Source organism: Streptomyces sp. NPDC088350 (assembly GCF_044753545.1).
Lineage (GTDB): Bacteria > Actinomycetota > Actinomycetes > Streptomycetales > Streptomycetaceae > Streptomyces.
Genome location: NZ_JBIVNL010000006.1, coordinates 509,569 through 526,445 on the forward strand (window position 1 = coordinate 509,569; position 16,877 = coordinate 526,445).

General features: G+C 71.1%; 13 protein-coding genes. 12 read left to right on the forward strand and 1 reads right to left on the reverse strand.

Annotated elements, in window-relative coordinates; all coding sequences use genetic code 11:
• Window positions 1–63 precede the first annotated feature (63 nt).
• The 4 genes from ACIQBL_RS23810 (at window position 64) to ACIQBL_RS23825 (ending at window position 2,113) form a co-directional block, all read left to right on the forward strand.
• Window positions 64–858, forward strand: a complete 795-nt coding sequence (locus ACIQBL_RS23810; RefSeq protein ID WP_401944803.1) for a type II secretion system F family protein — start codon at window positions 64–66, stop codon at window positions 856–858.
• A gap of 115 nt (window positions 859–973) precedes the next feature.
• Complete coding sequence (locus tag ACIQBL_RS23815; protein WP_401944805.1) at window positions 974–1,213, forward strand: DUF4244 domain-containing protein; 240 nt, start codon at window positions 974–976, stop codon at window positions 1,211–1,213.
• Window positions 1,200–1,586 (forward strand): TadE family type IV pilus minor pilin, encoded by a 387-nt coding sequence (locus tag ACIQBL_RS23820; protein WP_401944807.1) that lies wholly within the window; start codon window positions 1,200–1,202, stop codon window positions 1,584–1,586. The genes ACIQBL_RS23815 and ACIQBL_RS23820 overlap by 14 nt, the downstream gene beginning before the upstream one ends.
• A gap of 20 nt (window positions 1,587–1,606) precedes the next feature.
• Window positions 1,607–2,113: an Rv3654c family TadE-like protein gene (locus ACIQBL_RS23825; RefSeq protein ID WP_401944809.1), complete on the forward strand. Its 507-nt coding sequence runs from the start codon at window positions 1,607–1,609 to the stop codon at window positions 2,111–2,113.
• On the opposite strand, the gene ACIQBL_RS23830 is transcribed toward ACIQBL_RS23825, so the two are convergent.
• A complete protein-coding gene (locus ACIQBL_RS23830; RefSeq protein WP_401944811.1) occupies window positions 2,107–4,584 on the reverse strand; it encodes a DEAD/DEAH box helicase in 2,478 nt (825 codons plus the stop codon). The genes ACIQBL_RS23825 and ACIQBL_RS23830 overlap by 7 nt on opposite strands.
• Before the next feature lie 80 nt (window positions 4,585–4,664).
• Here ACIQBL_RS23830 and bldG point away from each other — a divergent pair, with 80 nt between their 5' ends.
• From bldG to topA, 8 genes are all read left to right on the forward strand, one after another.
• The gene (bldG, locus tag ACIQBL_RS23835) at window positions 4,665–5,006 is read left to right on the forward strand and encodes an anti-sigma factor antagonist BldG (RefSeq protein WP_003975386.1); all 342 of its coding nucleotides are present in this window, start codon (window positions 4,665–4,667) and stop codon (window positions 5,004–5,006) included.
• A gap of 118 nt (window positions 5,007–5,124) precedes the next feature.
• Window positions 5,125–5,562, forward strand: a complete 438-nt coding sequence (locus tag ACIQBL_RS23840) for an ATP-binding protein (RefSeq protein ID WP_401944814.1) — start codon at window positions 5,125–5,127, stop codon at window positions 5,560–5,562.
• A gap of 286 nt (window positions 5,563–5,848) precedes the next feature.
• Window positions 5,849–8,254: a sodium-translocating pyrophosphatase gene (locus ACIQBL_RS23845; RefSeq protein ID WP_401944816.1), complete on the forward strand. Its 2,406-nt coding sequence runs from the start codon at window positions 5,849–5,851 to the stop codon at window positions 8,252–8,254.
• Window positions 8,255–8,449: 195 nt separating this feature from the next.
• Window positions 8,450–9,043: a small secreted protein gene (locus ACIQBL_RS23850; protein WP_401944818.1), complete on the forward strand. Its 594-nt coding sequence runs from the start codon at window positions 8,450–8,452 to the stop codon at window positions 9,041–9,043.
• Between the two features lie 142 nt (window positions 9,044–9,185).
• A complete protein-coding gene (locus ACIQBL_RS23855) occupies window positions 9,186–10,706 on the forward strand; it encodes a methyltransferase (protein WP_401944820.1) in 1,521 nt (506 codons plus the stop codon).
• A gap of 286 nt (window positions 10,707–10,992) precedes the next feature.
• A complete protein-coding gene (locus tag ACIQBL_RS23860; RefSeq protein WP_401944822.1) occupies window positions 10,993–13,338 on the forward strand; it encodes a protein kinase in 2,346 nt (781 codons plus the stop codon).
• A gap of 95 nt (window positions 13,339–13,433) precedes the next feature.
• Entirely contained in the window at window positions 13,434–13,631 is a 198-nt protein-coding gene (locus ACIQBL_RS23865; protein WP_401944824.1) for a hypothetical protein, read from the forward strand.
• 250 nt (window positions 13,632–13,881) lie between these two features.
• Window positions 13,882–16,704: a type I DNA topoisomerase gene (gene topA, locus ACIQBL_RS23870; RefSeq protein WP_401944825.1), complete on the forward strand. Its 2,823-nt coding sequence runs from the start codon at window positions 13,882–13,884 to the stop codon at window positions 16,702–16,704.
• The last annotated feature ends 173 nt before the right edge of the window (window positions 16,705–16,877 follow it).

Sequence of the window (16,877 nt, forward strand, 5' to 3'; positions counted from 1 at the left end):
GAGGGCGGGGAGCGGCGTGAGTACGGAAGCGGAAGTCGGCCGGGGCTGGGGATGGGAGACGGCGTGAGTGCGGAAGTTGTCCACAGGCTGGGGGTGACCCTGGGGGCCGCGTTGGTCGTGGGGTTGCTGGTGCGGTGGTTGGACGGGCTGCGGCGGGAGCGGAGGGCTCGGCGGCGGCTGGCGGGGTTGCTGCTTCGGGAAGTTCGGGAAGTGGCGCCTGCCGGGGGCCGGTTCGGCGTTCGGCAGGCTGCGCGGCGGTGGCTGCCCGTGGTGGGCGTCGTGGGTGCCGGGTGCGTGGTGGTCGGTGGGGTCGCCGGGATCGTGGTGGGCGGGGTCGTCGCCGTCGGGCTGTGGCAGTGGCGGCGCCGGCAGGTGACCGACGACACCGTCGCCGAGCGCGATGCCGCGCCCGCCGCCCGCCAACTCCCGCTCGCCGCCGATCTGCTGGCCGCCTGCATCGCCGCCGGAGCCTCGCCGGTGATCGCCTCCCAGGCCGTGGGAGAGGCCCTCGCGGGGCCCGTGGGGGAACGGCTGGCGCGTGCTGCGGCGGAGGTACGGCTCGGCGGTGAACCGGCCGACGCCTGGCGGAGGTTGGCCGCGCTTCCCGGCGCCGGCCCGCTGGCCCGGCTGCTCGAACGGGCCGACGAGTCCGGGCTCCCCGCCGCCGGACCGGTCGCACGGCTCGCGGCGGAGGCCCGCGCCGACTGGACCCGCACCGCGACGGCACGGGCCCGACGGGCGGCCGTCCTGATCACCGCACCGGTGGGGCTGTGCTTCCTGCCCGCGTTCATCGCGGTCGGCGTACTGCCCGTGGTGATCGGCCTCGCGGGCGGGGCGGTGGGAGGGGGTGGTGGCTGACGGAAGGAGCGAGCGCGAGCGGTGACGGTATCGCGAGCGGTGACGGACGTACGACGAACAACGACTGATCCGGCAATCGAGTAACTGAACCAACAGGAACCTCACGGGGGTTGAGATGAACAAGGCAGTGCGGGCAATGCGGGGAGCGGCGGTACGGGTGCTGCGGGCGGTGCGGGCACGGGCGCGGCTGGGCGCCGGGGCGCGCGGGGACGCGGGGATGGCCACCGCCGAGTACGCGATGGGGCTGGTCGCGGCCGTGGCGTTCGCCGTGGTGCTCTACAAGGTGGTGACCAGCGGCGCGGTCAGCGCGGAGCTGCAGAGCATCGTGAAGCGGGCCCTCGATGCGAAGGTGTGAACGCCGGGGCGGGGACGAGGGGTTCGTGACGGCGGAGGCGGCCGTGGTCCTGCCCGTGCTGGTGATGTTCGCGATGGCGCTGGTGTGGGGGCTGCTGGTGGTGGCCGCGCAGATCCAGTGCGTGGACGCGGCCCGCATGGGCGCCCGCGCGGCGGCTCGGCAGGACCCGGCCGACGCGGTCGTCCAGGTGACCCGGGAGACGGCACCGCGCGGTGCGCGGGTCACGGTGGGCCGGGAGGGCGACCAGGTCCACGTGGTCGTGATCGCCAAGCCGCCGGTGCTGAGCGGGCTGCCCTTCGAGGTGCGGGAGGAGGCCGTGGCGATGGCGGAGGAGACGGTGGGAACGGTGGGAGAGGGGAGGGCGGGGCCGTGAGGTGCCGTATCCACGCCGCTGTGAGGCGCCGTGCGGCCCCTCTGGGGCACGGGAGGTCCCGTCACTCGGACCGGGGGTCCGCGACCGTGTGGAGCCTCGGTGCGATGGCCGTGCTGTGTGTCGTGTTCGGGGTGGTGCTCGGCCTGGGGCAGGCCGTCGTGGCCAGGCACCGCGCGGCCGGCGGTGCGGATCTCGCGGCGCTCGCGGCGGCCGACCACTGGGCGGAGGGCGGCGCGGGGGCCTGCGCTCGGGCGGAGTTGGTGGCGCGGGCGCAGGGGACGCGGCTCGTGCGGTGCGCGGTCGTGGGGGAGACGTCGGACGTGACGGCGGCGGCGGGCCCGGGGCCGTTCGCGGCGGAGGTCAGGGCACGGGCGGGACCTGCGGGACCGGTACCGCCACCGGCGCCCGCACCGACCTCCGCATCACCGGCGCCTGCATCGCCACTGGTCCCTGCATCACCGGCGCCTGCGCCTCCAGGGGTCCCTGTACCGCCGGCGCCTGCCCCTCCGCCCGCATCGACTCAGTGAGCCCCCTGCCCGTCGGGCTTCTCCTCCGGCGCCTCCCGTAGCAGCTCCGTCAGCAACCGCACCGCTCCCCGTTTGTGCAACGGCTCGTTCCCGTTGCCGCACTTGGGGGACTGGATGCAGGACGGGCAGCCGGCGTCGCATGCGCAGGAGGCGATGGCCTGGCGGGTGGCGGTGAGCCAGGCGCGGGCGGTGTGGAAGGCGCGCTCGGCGAAGCCCGCGCCGCCCGGGTGGCCGTCGTAGACGAAGACCGTGGGGAGCAGGGTGTCCGGGTGCAGGGGGACCGAGACACCGCCGATGTCCCAGCGGTCGCAGGTCGCGAAGAGGGGGAGCATGCCGATCGAGGCGTGTTCGGCGGCGTGGAGGGCGCCGCCGAGGATCTCCGGGTTGATGCGGGCGGCGTCCAACTGGTCTTCCGTGACGGTCCACCAGACCGCGCGGGTGCGGAGCGTACGAGGAGGGAGGTCGAGTTTCGACTCGCCGAGGACTTCACCGGTGAGGACACGTCTGCGGAGGAAGGAGACGACCTGGTTGGTGACTTCGACGGAGCCGTAGCACAACCGGCCCTGGCCCCAGGGGAGTTCGACGTCCGTCTCCAGGACGGAGATCGCCGTGGTGTCGCGGGCGACCGTCGAGTACGGGGGGTTGGCCTCCTCGACGAGGGCCACGGAGTCCTCCAGGTCCAGGGTGCGCACCAGGTACGTGCGGCCCTGGTGGAGGTGGACCGCGCCCTCGTGGACGGTCGCGTGGGAGGCGGACTCGTCGACCGTGCCCAGCAGGCGGCCCGTGCCGTTCTCGACGATCTGGACCGGCCTGCCGCCCCCGCCGCGGATGTCGGTGAGATCGGCGGCGCGTTCCCGGCGCGTCCAGTGCCAGGCCTTCGCCCGGCGGCGGAGCAGCTTCGCGGCCTCCAGCTGCGGCAGCAGGTCCGCCGTCGCCGGGCCGAACAGGTCCAAGTCGTCGTCGGTGAGCGGGAGTTCGGCCGCCGCCGCGCACAGGTGGGGGGCCAGGACGTACGGGTTGTCGGGGTCCAGGACCGTGGACTCCACCGGTTGGTCGAAGAGGGCCTCGGGGTGGTGGACGAGGAAGGTGTCCAGGGGGTCGTCGCGGGCCACCAGGATGGCCAGCGCGCCCCGGCCGGACCGTCCCGCGCGGCCCGCCTGTTGCCACAGGGAGGCGCGGGTGCCGGGGTAGCCGGCGATCAGGACCGCGTCCAACCCGGAGACGTCGATGCCGAGTTCGAGGGCGGTGGTGGCGGCGAGGCCGAGCAACTCGCCGGAGTGAAGGGCGCGTTCGAGGGCGCGGCGCTCCTCGGGGAGGTAGCCGCCGCGGTAGGCGGCGACCCGTCGGGCCAGCGAGCGGTCGACCTCGGCGAGGCGTTCCTGGGCGATCAGCGCGATCAGCTCGGCGCCGCGCCGGGACCGTACGAAGGCCACCGAGCGGACGCCCTGGACGGCGAGGTCGGTGAGGAGGTCTGCCGTCTCGGCGGTGGCGGTACGGCGGACCGGGGCGCCCTTCTCGCCGTGCAACTCGGTGAGCGGGGGCTCCCAGAGGGCGAACACCAGTTCACCGCGCGGTGAGGCGTCGTCGGCGACCTCGACCACCGGGAGGCCGGTGAGGCGGCCGGCGGCGACCGAGGGCTCGGCGGCGGTGGCGGAGGCGAGCAGGAAGACGGGGGAGGAGCCGTAGCGGGCGCAGAGGCGGCGCAGGCGGCGCAGTACCTGGGCGACGTGCGAGCCGAAGACACCCCGGTAGGTGTGGCACTCGTCGATGACGACGTACTTCAGGGACTTCAGGAAGGAGGACCAGCGGGGGTGCGAGGGCAATATGCCCCGGTGGAGCATGTCGGGGTTGGTCAGGACGTAGTTGGCGTACTGGCGTACCCACTCACGCTCTTCGAACGGAGTGTCGCCGTCGTACACGGCCGGGCGAACCGCATTGCCCAGCGGTTGTGAAAGTTCCTTCACAGAACGGAGCTGGTCGGCCGCCAGGGCTTTCGTGGGAGCCAGGTAGAGGGCGGTGGTGCCGCGGCCGTTCGGCGCTTCGGAGCCGTCGAGGAGCGCCGAGAGGACCGGTACCAGATATGCGAGCGACTTGCCCGAGGCGGTGCCTGTGGCAACGATCACTGACTCGCCGTCGAGGGCGTGCTCGGCGGCCTGTGCCTGGTGGGCCCAGGGGTGTTCGATACCGGCTTCCTGGACGGTGGCGATCACCTCGGCGCGAATCCGGTCAGGCCAGACGGCATGGCGGCCCTCACGTGGGGGCAAGTGCTCCGTATGAGTGATGCGCGAAGCCCGGCCCGGTCCGGACGCGAGCCGGTCCAGAACCGTGCCCGGCGAGAGCCCGGACACAGGGTTCGCCGAGGGTCGATCGGATCGCTGATTCTTGGCCATCGGCACCGAGTGTGTCACTGGCGTGACGGACAATGGAGCCAAGGCGTCGTGCACGCCCTGCGGTAAGTGATTGAATGCCATCGCGGCTGGCGAACCGTCCTGGGGGCTCTGCCGAGGTGTCCCATGGGATGACCGCTCGATAGCAAGGTGCTGGAGGATCCGTGGACCTGTCCCTGTCGACCCGTACCGTCGGCGATCGTACGGTCGTCGAGGTCGGTGGCGAAATCGACGTATATACCGCGCCCAAGTTGCGCGAACAGCTGGTCGAGCTGGTGAACGACGGGAGTTTCCACCTCGTCGTGGACATGGAGGGTGTCGACTTCCTCGACTCCACCGGGCTCGGCGTGCTGGTCGGCGGCCTGAAGCGGGTGCGTGCCCACGAGGGCTCGCTGCGCCTGGTCTGCAACCAGGAGCGCATTCTGAAGATCTTCCGTATCACCGGCCTCACCAAGGTGTTCCCGATTCACACCTCGGTCGAGGAAGCGGTGGCGGCCACCGACTGACCGACCGTTTCGGGAGCGGTGAACGACCGCTCCCCGATCGGCCGTATAGACGACCGGTGGACCGGGCTTTCGGCGGCCCGGCCCTCCGACAGCACGCCCGTAGTCCCGAGGGGGATGCATGGCCACCGTTGAACTCCGCTTCAGCGCGCTGCCCGAGCACGTCAGGACCGCCCGACTGGTGGCGGCAGCGGTGGCGCGCAGGGCCGGAGTGGACGAGGCTGTACTCGACGAGGTGAGACTCGCCGTCGGTGAGGCCTGCACCCGCGCCGTCGGGCTGCACCAGAGCAGCGGGATCACCGCCCCGGTGAAGGTGCTGCTGATCGAGGAGGAGAAGCAGTTCTCCATCGAGGTCGGCGACGAGGCACCACGCTCGGCTCCCGGCGACAAGGCGCCCGGGTCCCTGGGCGACGATCCGGACATCGACACCGAGGAGGACGAGATGGGCCTCGCTGTCATCAGCGGGCTCGTCGACGATGTGGAGGTCACCGCCGGGGAGCACGGCGGATCGATCCGTATGACCTGGCCGACCACACCGCCGGCCGTGACGCTCTCCTGAAAACCGCCGCACACCACAGCCGAAGGGCCCTGCTGAGCAGGGCCCTTCGGCATTTCCGGAAGAGTTCCGCGACCGTGCACCGGTGCGCACCGGCGGTGCGAAAGAATTCGTGAATCAATTCACGATCAATGCCTGATCGTTGCCCCGATAATTTGATCAAGCGCCAATGCTTTTAAGGCATTACTATGCGAAGGCCAATTCCGTTTGCCGCGCACTGTTTTGATCAGGTTCCGGTACCTACAATCCGTCCACATCTTGAGCTCAGCACAGGCGTCAAGGAGGACGAATGGCGGGGCTTTCTACCCCTCAGCAGTTTGACCACCCCACAACCTTCGCAGCCGCAGTCCTGACCGACGACAACCGCGTCCTCGTGACGGTGATCGCCGTCGTGGCAGTGGCGGCGCTCGTGGTCGCGGGCATCCTGGTCCGCCAGGTACTCGCGGCCGGCGAGGGCACCGACAGCATGAAGAAGATCGCGACGGCTATCCAGGAAGGCGCGAACGCCTATCTGGGCAGGCAGTTGCGCACGGTCGGCGTATTCGCCGTGATCGTTTTCTTCCTGCTTCTGCTGCTGCCCGCGGACGACTGGAATCAGCGCGCCGGACGATCGATCTTCTTCCTGATCGGCGCGGTGTTCTCGGCGACCACCGGCTATATCGGCATGTGGCTCGCCGTACGCAGTAATGTCCGTGTCGCCGCGGCGGCCCGGGAAGCGACCCCGGCGGAGGGTGAGCCCGAAAAGGATCTCACCGCCGTCTCGCACAAAGCAATGAAGATCGCTTTCCGCACGGGCGGCGTCGTCGGCATGTTCACGGTGGGGCTCGGTCTGCTCGGCGCCTCCTGCGTGGTGCTGGTGTACGCGGCCGACGCGCCGAAGGTGCTGGAGGGATTCGGCCTCGGCGCCGCCCTGATCGCCATGTTCATGAGGGTCGGCGGCGGCATCTTCACCAAGGCCGCCGACGTCGGCGCCGACCTGGTCGGCAAGGTCGAGAAGGGCATCCCGGAGGACGACCCGCGCAACGCCGCGACCATCGCCGACAACGTGGGCGACAACGTCGGCGACTGCGCGGGCATGGCGGCCGACCTCTTCGAGTCGTACGCCGTGACGCTGGTCGCCGCGCTGATCCTCGGCAAGGCGGCCTTCGGCGACTCCGGGCTCGCCTTCCCGCTGCTCGTGCCGGCGATCGGTGTGATCACCGCCATGATCGGCATCTTCGCGGTGGCGCCACGCCGGACCGACCGCAGCGGCATGTCCGCGATCAACCGGGGCTTCTTCATCTCCGCGGCGATCTCGCTCGTGCTGGTGGCGGTCGCCGTCTTCGTCTACCTGCCGTCGTCCTACGCCGACCTCGACGGCGTCACCGACGCGGCGATCAAGGTCAAGGACGGCGACCCGCGGATCCTCGCGCTCGTCGCCGTGGCCATCGGCATCGTGCTCGCCGCCCTGATCCAGCAGCTGACCGGCTACTTCACGGAGACGAACCGCCGTCCCGTGATGGACATCGGCAAGACCTCGCTCACCGGCCCGGCCACCGTCATCCTCGCGGGCATCTCCCTCGGCCTCGAATCGGCCGTCTACACCGCCCTGTTGATCGGGCTCGCCGTCTACGGGGCGTTCCTGCTCGGCGGCGCCTCGATCATGCTGGCGCTGTTCGCGGTGGCGCTGGCCGGCACCGGTCTGCTCACCACGGTCGGTGTGATCGTCGCCATGGACACCTTCGGGCCGGTCTCCGACAACGCGCAGGGCATCGCCGAGATGTCCGGCGACGTCGAGGGCGCGGGCGCCCAGGTGCTCACCAACCTGGACGCGGTGGGCAACACCACCAAGGCCATCACGAAGGGCATCGCCATCGCCACCGCCGTCCTGGCCGCGTCGGCGCTCTTCGGGTCGTACCGGGACGCGATCCTCACGGCCGCGAACGACGTGGGCGAGAAGATCTCGGGACCGGGCGCGCCGCTCAACCTGATGATGGACATCTCCCAGCCCAACAACCTGGTGGGGCTCATCGTCGGCGCCGCGGTCGTCTTCCTCTTCTCGGGCCTGGCGATCAACGCGGTCTCCCGGTCCGCCGGGGCCGTGGTCTACGAGGTGCGGCGGCAGTTCCGCGAGCACCCCGGGATCATGGACTACACCGAGACGCCGGAGTACGGCCGCGTCGTCGACATCTGCACCAAGGACGCGCTGCGCGAACTGGCCACGCCGGGCCTGCTCGCCGTGCTCACGCCGATCGCGGTCGGGTTCACGCTCGGGGTCGGCGCGCTCGGCTCCTTCCTCGCGGGCGCCATCGGCACCGGCACGCTGATGGCGGTCTTCCTCGCCAACTCGGGCGGCGCCTGGGACAACGCGAAGAAACTCGTCGAGGACGGCAACCACGGCGGCAAGGGCAGCGAGGCCCACGCCGCCACGGTGATCGGCGACACGGTCGGCGACCCGTTCAAGGACACCGCGGGACCGGCCATCAACCCGCTGCTGAAGGTGATGAACCTCGTCGCGCTGCTCATCGCGCCCGCGGTCATCAAGTTCAGCTACGGCGCCGACAAGAACATCGGGGTGCGCATCACGATCGCGGTGCTCGCGTTCCTGGTGATCGTCGTCGCGGTGTACATCTCCAAGCGGCGCGGGATCGCCGTGGGGGACGAGGGCGATGCCGAACGGATGGCCAAGTCGGCGGATCCGGCGGTGGTTTCGTAGGCCTTCTTACGAGGCTCTGTTCAACGGGCGGGCGGGTGGCGCGAGTTGGAGGCGCCGCCCGCCCGTTCCGTATGTGTTCAGGCCCTCGCCGTGAGCCTTCTCTCGCTTGGTGCAAATGGCCCCAAAAGTTCTTCTATCGGACCTTGGGCCCGGGGGTGTCGCCCGTCCGGCGTGTATGTTCCGGGGCCGAGAGCCATGGAAGGGACCAATCCGGTGAACAAGAAGCTCGCGGCCGCACTGTCCGGCGGTGCGGTACTGGTACTGGCGCTGTCGGGATGCGGCGGCAGCGGCGACAACAGCAACGCCAAGCTGGACTCCTGGGCCAAGCAGGTCTGCCTCGCCGTGCAGCCGCAGGCGAAGAAGATCGAGGCCGCCAACACGGCGATCCAGAAGGAGACCTCGGACAACAGCACCCCGGAAGAGGTTCAGAAGACCGACTCGCAGGCCTTCCAGGACATGTCCGACGCCTACAAGGCGATCGGGGCCGCCGTGAACAGCGCCGGGGCACCGGACGTCGACAACGGCGCGAAGAAGCAGCAGGACGCCGTCAAGGAGCTCAACGGCATCTCCACGTCGTACGCCACCCTGAAGGGGCAGGTGGACGCGCTCAACACCAAGGACCAGGCGAAGTTCGCGGACGGCCTCAAGGGCATCGCGACCTCGCTGGACAAGCTCAGCACGAGCGGGAACGACGCCCTGAAGACCCTCGAAGAGGGCGATGTCGGCAAGGCGATGACCAAGCAGGCGGCCTGCAAGTCGGCGTCCGCGTCGGCCTCGTCGTCGGCCTGACCCGCGCCCGGCGGTCCTCCCTGCGGATGGGCTCCCTGTAGGCAGCGATCTTTCAGTTGCTGAAAGATGCCCCGGTACGCGTGCGTGCCGGGGCTCTCGCAGTTGCGGGCGCGTTGTCGGTCCGAGCGGCCACAATGGGGGTGTGAGTAACTCCACCCTGCCCACCCTGCCCGCGTCCGACCGCCCGGAGGCCGCCGCCCGGCTCCGGGACGCCCTGCTCGGCGCCTCCTTCACCGCCGACGGACTGCTCGACCTGCTCGGCGCCCCCGCGTACGCGGCGCTGGCCCGCAGCGAGACCGTGCCGGCCCTCCGGGCGACGAGAGGCGACACCCCGCTGGAGACGCTGGTCCGGCTGTTCCTGCTCCAGCAGCCCGTGCCGCACGCACGCGTGGCGGACGTGCTGCCCGTCGCCGAGTGCGTGGCGAGCGGATGGCTGGCGTCCGTGGGCGGCGACGAGGTGGCCGCGACCGTGGACGTACGGCCGTACGGCGGGCCCGACGGCGAGGACTGGTTCATCGTGTCGGACCTGGGGTGCGCGGTCGGCGGGGCCGGCGGGATCGGCAGCCGGGAGGAAGGCGTCGTCCTCGGAGTGGGCGGCGCGTCCACGACACTCGCGGGCATCACCGTACGGACGCCGGTCTCCGCCGCGCTCGACCTCGGTACCGGCTCCGGCATCCAGGCACTGCACGCGGCCCGGCACGCCACGCGCGTGACGGCCACCGACGTCAACCCGCGCGCCCTGCACATCACCGCCCTCACCCTCGCGCTGTCCGGCGCACCGGCGGCCGACCTGCGCGAGGGCTCGCTCTTCGAGCCGGTCCGGGACGACGAGACGTACGACCTGATCGTGTCGAACCCGCCCTTCGTGATCTCGCCCGGTGCCCGACTCACCTACCGGGACGGCGGGATGGGCGGGGACGATCTGTGCCGGTCGCTCGTTCAGGAGGCGGGGGAGCGGCTGCGCGAGGGCGGATTCGCGCAGTTCCTCGCCAACTGGCAGCACGTGGAGGGGGAGGACTGGCAGGACAGGCTCAGGTCGTGGGTGCCGCGCGGCTGCGACGCCTGGATCGTGCAGCGCGAGGTCCAGGACGTCACGCAGTACGCCGAGTTGTGGCTCAGGGACGCCGGCGACCACCGGGGTGACACGGCCGCGTACGAGGCGCTCTACGACGCGTGGCTCGACGAGTTCGAGGCGCGTAAGGTCAAGGCCGTCGGCTTCGGCTGGATCACCCTGCGCAAAACCGGGTCCGACGCCCCCTCGATCACCGTCGAGGAGTGGCCGCACCCGGTCGAGCAGCCGCTCGGCGACACCGTGCGCGTGCACTTCGACCGCGTCGACTACCTGCGCGCCCACGACGACGCGGCCCTGCTCGCCGCCCACTTCGGACTCGCGCCCGAGATCATCCAGGAACAGGTCGGCCTGCCCGGCGCCGAGGACCCCGAGCACGTCGTGCTCCGCCAGCACCGAGGCATGCGCCGCGCGACCAAGGTCGACACGGTCGGCGCGGGCTTCGCCGGCGTCTGCGACGGCACGCTGAGCGCGGGCCGCATCCTGGACGCCATCGCCCAACTCGTCGGCGAGGACCCGGTCCTGCTCCGCGACCGGACGCCGGCTCAGATCCGGCTGCTGGTGGAACAGGGGTTCCTGGAGCCGGTGGAGTGAGTGATCCCGGTGGGGTGAGTGGAACCGGCGGCTGACCGGCGCCGGACGGCGGTCAGTTGCGGGCGCCGACAACCACCGCCCGCCTGCCGTACGGCACTCCGGATTCCCCTCCCGCCCCTGTCACGCCTGAGGCCTCCCCGTACCACTGAGCCGCGTGTGTCCGCACCGACCGGGATTGTTCGGATCGGTGCGGAAAAGACCTCCTGTCAGTGGCGGGTGCGAGGCTACCTTCGGAGACAGGTTCCACGCGTCCTCGGGGGAGGCGCGCCGTCTCGGGGGAGGCGTGATGGCTGGGGATACGCCGGAGCAGGGCGAAGGCAGGGTCATCAACGGGCGCTACCGGCTGCTGCGCACGCTGGGCGCGGGCGGCATGGGGCGCGTATGGCTCGCGTACGACGAGGAGTTGGCCTGCGAGGTCGCCGTCAAGGAGATCTCGCTGCCGGACGTGCCGGGGGACGTCGGCGAGCGCGCGCAGCGCATTGCGCGGGCCCGCAGCGAGGCCCGGCACGCGGCCCGGCTGCGCGGCCATCCGCATGTGGCGACCGTGCACGACGTGGTGATCCACGAGGGCCTGCCCTGGATCGTCATGGAGTACGTCCCCGACGGCGTCGACCTCCAGGCGGTCGTACGGCGTTCGGGACCGCTGGCGCCCGCGCAGGTGGCCCGTATCGGACTCGCCGTCCTCGACGCGCTCACCGCCGGGCACCGCATCGGCATCCTGCACAGGGATGTGAAACCGGCCAACATCCTTCTGGCGCCGAACGCTTCGGGCGATCCGTACGCGCGCGTGCTGCTCACCGACTACGGCATCGCCCTCCAGCCCGAGTCGCGCGAACCCCGGCTCACCGCCACCGCCGGCATCCTCGGTACGCCCGGCTACCTCGCCCCGGAGCGGGCCCGCGGTGAGCCGCCCACCCCGGCCGCCGATCTGTTCTCCCTGGGCGCCACGCTGTACGCCGCCGTCGAGGGCCGCGGCCCCTTCGACCGCCACGGCGACTACGCGACCCTGACCGCCCTGCTCGGCGAGGAACCCGCACCCGCCGTCCGCGCGGGCGAACTGGCGCCCGTACTCCAGGGGTTGCTGGTCAAGGACCCGGTGCTGAGGTCGACACCCGAGGCGGCGGCACACGGGCTGGAGCGGGTGGCGCGGTCGGCCGGCCGCGCACCGGGGAGCCCGCCGACGCCGGAGGGCTTCGGGCCGACACCGGACGGTTTCGGCCCGGCAGGCGGTGGTTGGTCCACGCCCGATCAGTCGCCGGGGCCCGCCGCCGGCGGTCCGCCCGGCTACGTCACCGGCGGGCCTCAGGGGCACGTCGCGGGCGGACCGCCCGGATACGCCGTGAGCGGTCCCTACGTGGGAGGCCCCTACGCCCCGCGGACACCGGGCGGCCCCGGGGCCGCCCACCAGGGCCCGGCGCCCTACGGTGACCGGCCCGCGGCCCTCCTCGGGGGCTCCACGCCCCCGGGCCGACCCACCCCGCAGACACCCGGCGCCCCGCCGACCCCCAGCACACCGAACACCCCGGCCGGCGCCGCGCCGCCGTACGACCCCCAGGGGCAGGCCGGTTCGGGCGGGCCGTACGGCCGGTGGACCCCGTACGCGAACAGCCCCACGATGTCCTACCCGGGTGCCAGTCAGGGGGTCCAGCAGGAGCCTTATCAGGGCAGCGCGCCCACGCCGCCGTACGCGGGTGGTCAGGGGCCGACGCATCCGGGCGGTCCGGGGCCCGGCGGTGGCGGTGGGCGGCGGCGTCGGATGCCGGTCGGTGCGGTCCTCGCGCTCGTGGTGGCCGTCGCGCTGGTGATCGCCGGTGGGGTGTGGGCGGTGAACTCCCTCACTGGCGGCAAGGACACGGCGGCGACGAAGAAGGCGTCCCCGTCCGCGTCGTCGTCGCCGACGGGGTCCGCGTATCCGTACGGCGAGGAGGTCGGGCTCAAGAAGGCGCTGGAGACCGGCGATTGCGTGCACGCGGTGTGGACCGGGACGGCGTTCGCGTCGCGGCCCAACCTGGGGGTCGTGAGCTGCGCGCACGACGATCCGGACGGCCAGGTGATGGCGGTCGACGCGGCGCGCGACTTCGCCGACGCCCGTGATCACGGTGCCGAGCGGTGCGCGGGCAAGGCGAAGGCGACCGCCGACTCCCTGGCCGACGCGGACGTGTACGCCCTCACGCCGACGGAAGCGGGCTTCGGGGCGGCCGGGGGCGGTACGGCGTGTCTCGTGCTCGGCCGTCATGTGCCGATCGGCGGCGAGATAGGGCGCTTCCGCAGCACCGAGTCGAACGTGTGGACCACCGAGATGAGCGTCGGCGACTGCTGGCTCTACGTCGACCACAAGACCTACTTCACCGCGACCCTGACCGACTGTGCCGATGAGCACACCGACCAGGTGATCGGTTTCGCGACAGCCCCGAAGACGATGGCGTTCCAGGAGGCGCTGCAGCAGGGGAACAAGCTGTGCGGCAACAAGTTCGAGTCGACTTGGGCACCCGGATCCGACCGTTCCGTCTTCGGGTATCTGTCCGACGAGAACAACTGGAAGGCCGGATTCAACTCGGTCGTCTGCACGGTGGGGCAGGCCGATCACTCCCGGACGACCGGGGCGATATCGTCCTCCGGCACGGCCGCCTGAGGGCTGTCCGCCGCGAATTCACCGGGGGTTGGCCTGCCCGTCGCCCACGGGTGCCAGCCTCCCGGACCGGGGTATCCGGGTCGGGAGGGGACAGCATGGAGAGCGGGCCGGCGATCTTCGCGGGGTTGGTGTTCGCCCTGTTCGGAGGCGCGCTGCTGCTGTGGACCGCGGTCAGGGTGCGACACCGCGAACCCGTCGCCCAGGGTGTGAACCCGGTCGCATCGGCGACCCTCGCGAGCGTCGTCGCGGTCACCGCCCTGTTCCTCGGAACCTGGTGCTTCCTGCACGTCTGAGCGCCGCGCCCGGTGTGCGGCGCGGGTAACCGGGGGATCACCCTCCGGATGGCTCCGAAAAGGCCGGTGGGGACTCCGGGCGGCAGGAATGGCGGTAGTCGGGTTACCGTTCGAGTGGCCGTTGCGGGCTTTCCCCGTTTGACACGGGGGCGGGATGTACCGTCACACTCCGCAGCGTCACCATGACCCGACCCCGGGACCGAGCGGCTCCGGGGGAGGCCCCCAGCGTCGACCGGAGAGAAGAGCGAAGTTGTCCCCGACCAGCGAGACCGCACACGGCGGCCGCCGACTCGTCATCGTCGAGTCCCCTGCCAAGGCGAAGACGATCAAGGGCTACCTCGGCCCCGGATATGTCGTCGAGGCGAGCGTCGGGCACATCCGCGACCTTCCCAACGGCGCCGCGGAGGTGCCCGAGAAGTACACCGGCGAGGTCCGCCGCCTCGGTGTGGACGTCGACCACGACTTCGCGCCGATCTATGTGGTCAACGCCGACAAGCGGGCCCAGGTAAAGAAGCTCAAGGACCTGCTCAAGGATTCCGACGAACTCTTCCTCGCCACCGATGAGGACCGCGAGGGCGAGGCCATCGCGTGGCACCTCCTTGAGGTCCTGAAGCCCAAGGTCCCGGTCAAGCGCATGGTGTTCCACGAGATCACCAAGGACGCGATCCGCGCCGCCGTCGCCAACCCGCGCGACCTCAACCAGCCCCTGGTCGACGCCCAGGAGACCCGCCGCATCCTCGACCGCCTCTACGGCTACGAGGTCTCGCCGGTCCTGTGGAAGAAGGTCATGCCGCGCCTGTCGGCCGGCCGTGTCCAGTCCGTCGCCACCCGGCTCGTCGTCGAGCGGGAGCGCGAGCGCATCGCGTTCCGTTCCGCCGAGTACTGGGACCTGACCGGCACCTTCGGGACCGGCCGGGCAGGTGACGCGAGCGACCCGTCGAACCTCGTCGCCCGCCTCCAGGCAGTCGACGGCAAGCGGGTCGCCCAGGGCCGCGACTTCGACTCCCTGGGACAGATCAAGAGCGCGAACACCCTCCACCTCGACGAGGCCAACGCCCGTGCGCTGGCCGCCGCCCTGGAGGACACGCGGTTCGCCGTCCGGTCCGTCGAGTCGAAGCCGTATCGACGCTCGCCGTACGCCCCGTTCCGTACGACGACCCTTCAGCAGGAGGCCAGCCGCAAGCTCGGCTTCGGCGCGAAGGCGACGATGCAGGTCGCCCAGAAGCTGTACGAGAACGGCTACATCACCTACATGCGTACGGACTCCACGACCCTGAGCGAGACGGCGATCACCGCCGCCCGCGCCCAGGTGACGCAGCTGTACGGCGCCGACTACCTGCCGGCCCAGCCGCGCGTGTACGCCGGGAAGGTCAAGAACGCCCAGGAGGCGCACGAGGCGATCCGCCCCTCGGGTGATCGTTTCCGCACGCCCGCCGAGACCGGCCTGACCGGCGACCAGTTCCGGCTCTACGAGCTGATCTGGAAGCGGACCGTCGCCTCCCAGATGAAGGACGCGGTCGGCGACTCCGTCACCGTGAAGATCGCGGGCACCTCGTCCGACGGCCGGGACGTCGAGTTCAGCGCCTCCGGCAAGACGATCACCTTCCACGGCTTCCTGAAGGCCTACGTAGAGGGCGCCGACGACCCGAACGCCGAGCTCGACGACCGCGAGCGCAGGCTGCCGCAGGTCGCCGAGGGCGACGCGCTCAGCGCCGAGGAGATCACGGTCGACGGGCACGCCACCAAGCCCCCGGCCCGCTACACCGAGGCCAGCCTCGTCAAGGAGCTCGAAGAGCGCGAGATCGGCCGCCCGTCGACGTACGCGTCGATCATCGGCACGATCCTCGACCGCGGCTACGTCTTCAAGAAGGGCACGGCCCTGGTGCCGTCCTTCCTGTCCTTCGCCGTGGTCAACCTCCTGGAGAAGCACTTCGGTCGGCTCGTCGACTACAGCTTCACCGCCAAGATGGAGGACGACCTCGACCGCATCGCCAGCGGCGAGGCACAGGCCGTGCCGTGGCTGCGGCGCTTCTACTTCGGCGAGGGCGAGGCGACGGGCGCCGCCGAGGCCGGCAACGGCGACGGCGACCACCTGGGCGGCCTCAAGGAACTCGTCACCGACCTGGGCGCGATCGACGCCCGCGAGGTGTCGTCCTTCCCGGTCGGCAACGACATCATGCTGCGCGTCGGCCGCTACGGCCCCTACGTCGAGCGCGGCGAGAAGGACTCCGAGAACCACCAGCGCGCCGACGTGCCCGAGGACCTGGCGCCGGACGAGCTGAGCGTCGAGCACGCGGAGGAACTGCTCGCCAAGCCGAGCGGCGACTTCGAGCTGGGCGCCGACCCCGAGTCGGGCCACCAGATCATCGCCCGCGACGGCCGCTACGGCCCGTACGTCACCGAGGTGCTCCCCGAGGGCACCCCGAAGACCGGCAAGAACGCCGTCAAGCCGCGTACGGCCTCGCTGTTCAAGTCGATGACCCTCGACACGGTGACGCTCGCCGACGCCCTCAAGCTGATGTCGCTGCCGCGCGTCGTCGGCAAGGACGCCGAGGGCGTGGAGATCACCGCGCAGAACGGGCGCTACGGGCCGTACCTGAAGAAGGGCACGGACTCGCGCTCGCTGCAGACCGAGGACCAGCTCTTCACGATCACCCTCGAAGAGGCGCTGGAGATCTACTCCCAGCCCAAGCAGCGCGGCCGGGCCGCGGCCAAGCCGCCGCTGAAGGAACTGGGCGTGGACCCGGTCAGCGAGAAGCCCGTCGTCGTCAAGGACGGCCGTTTCGGGCCGTACGTCACCGACGGCGAGACCAACGCGACCCTGCGCTCCGACGACAGCGTCGAGGAGATCACCCCGGAGCGCGGCTACGAGCTGCTCGCCGAGAAGCGGGCCAAGTCGCCCGCCAAGAAGACGGCGAAGAAGGCGGCGGCCAAGAAGGCGCCCGCCAAGAAGACGACGACGGCCAAGAAGACCGTCGCGAAGACGACGACGGCAGCCAAGAAGACGACCACCGCCGCGAAGACGGCGACGGCCAAGAAGACGGCCACCTCCAAGGTGACCTCCGAGGACTGACGCCTGTCGCGCTTGTCGCCCGAGGACTGATCCGAGGACTGATCCGAGGACTGATCCGAGGGCTGGGGAGCGCACTCTTTCTCCACCACAAGGTCGCGAAACGAACGCCCCGGCATCACTTTGGTGTCGGGGCGTGCGCAGGTCCGGGCGGGCGCGGCTTGATGTCGGTGGCT

Bases quoted from the DNA above. Each gene is read 5' to 3' on its own strand.
- ACIQBL_RS23815 (WP_401944805.1), top strand. From the start codon at position 974: ATGAACAAGGCAGTGCGGGCAATGCGGGGAGCGGCGGTACGGGTGCTG.
- ACIQBL_RS23820 (WP_401944807.1), top strand. From the start codon at position 1,200: ATGCGAAGGTGTGAACGCCGGGGCGGGGACGAGGGGTTCGTGACGGCG.
- ACIQBL_RS23830 (WP_401944811.1), bottom strand. From the start codon at position 4,584: ATGGCATTCAATCACTTACCGCAGGGCGTGCACGACGCCTTGGCTCCA.
- ACIQBL_RS23840 (WP_401944814.1), top strand. From the start codon at position 5,125: ATGGCCACCGTTGAACTCCGCTTCAGCGCGCTGCCCGAGCACGTCAGG.
- ACIQBL_RS23845 (WP_401944816.1), top strand. From the start codon at position 5,849: ATGGCGGGGCTTTCTACCCCTCAGCAGTTTGACCACCCCACAACCTTC.
- ACIQBL_RS23850 (WP_401944818.1), top strand. From the start codon at position 8,450: ATGGAAGGGACCAATCCGGTGAACAAGAAGCTCGCGGCCGCACTGTCC.
- ACIQBL_RS23860 (WP_401944822.1), top strand. From the start codon at position 10,993: ATGGCTGGGGATACGCCGGAGCAGGGCGAAGGCAGGGTCATCAACGGG.
- ACIQBL_RS23865 (WP_401944824.1), top strand. From the start codon at position 13,434: ATGGAGAGCGGGCCGGCGATCTTCGCGGGGTTGGTGTTCGCCCTGTTC.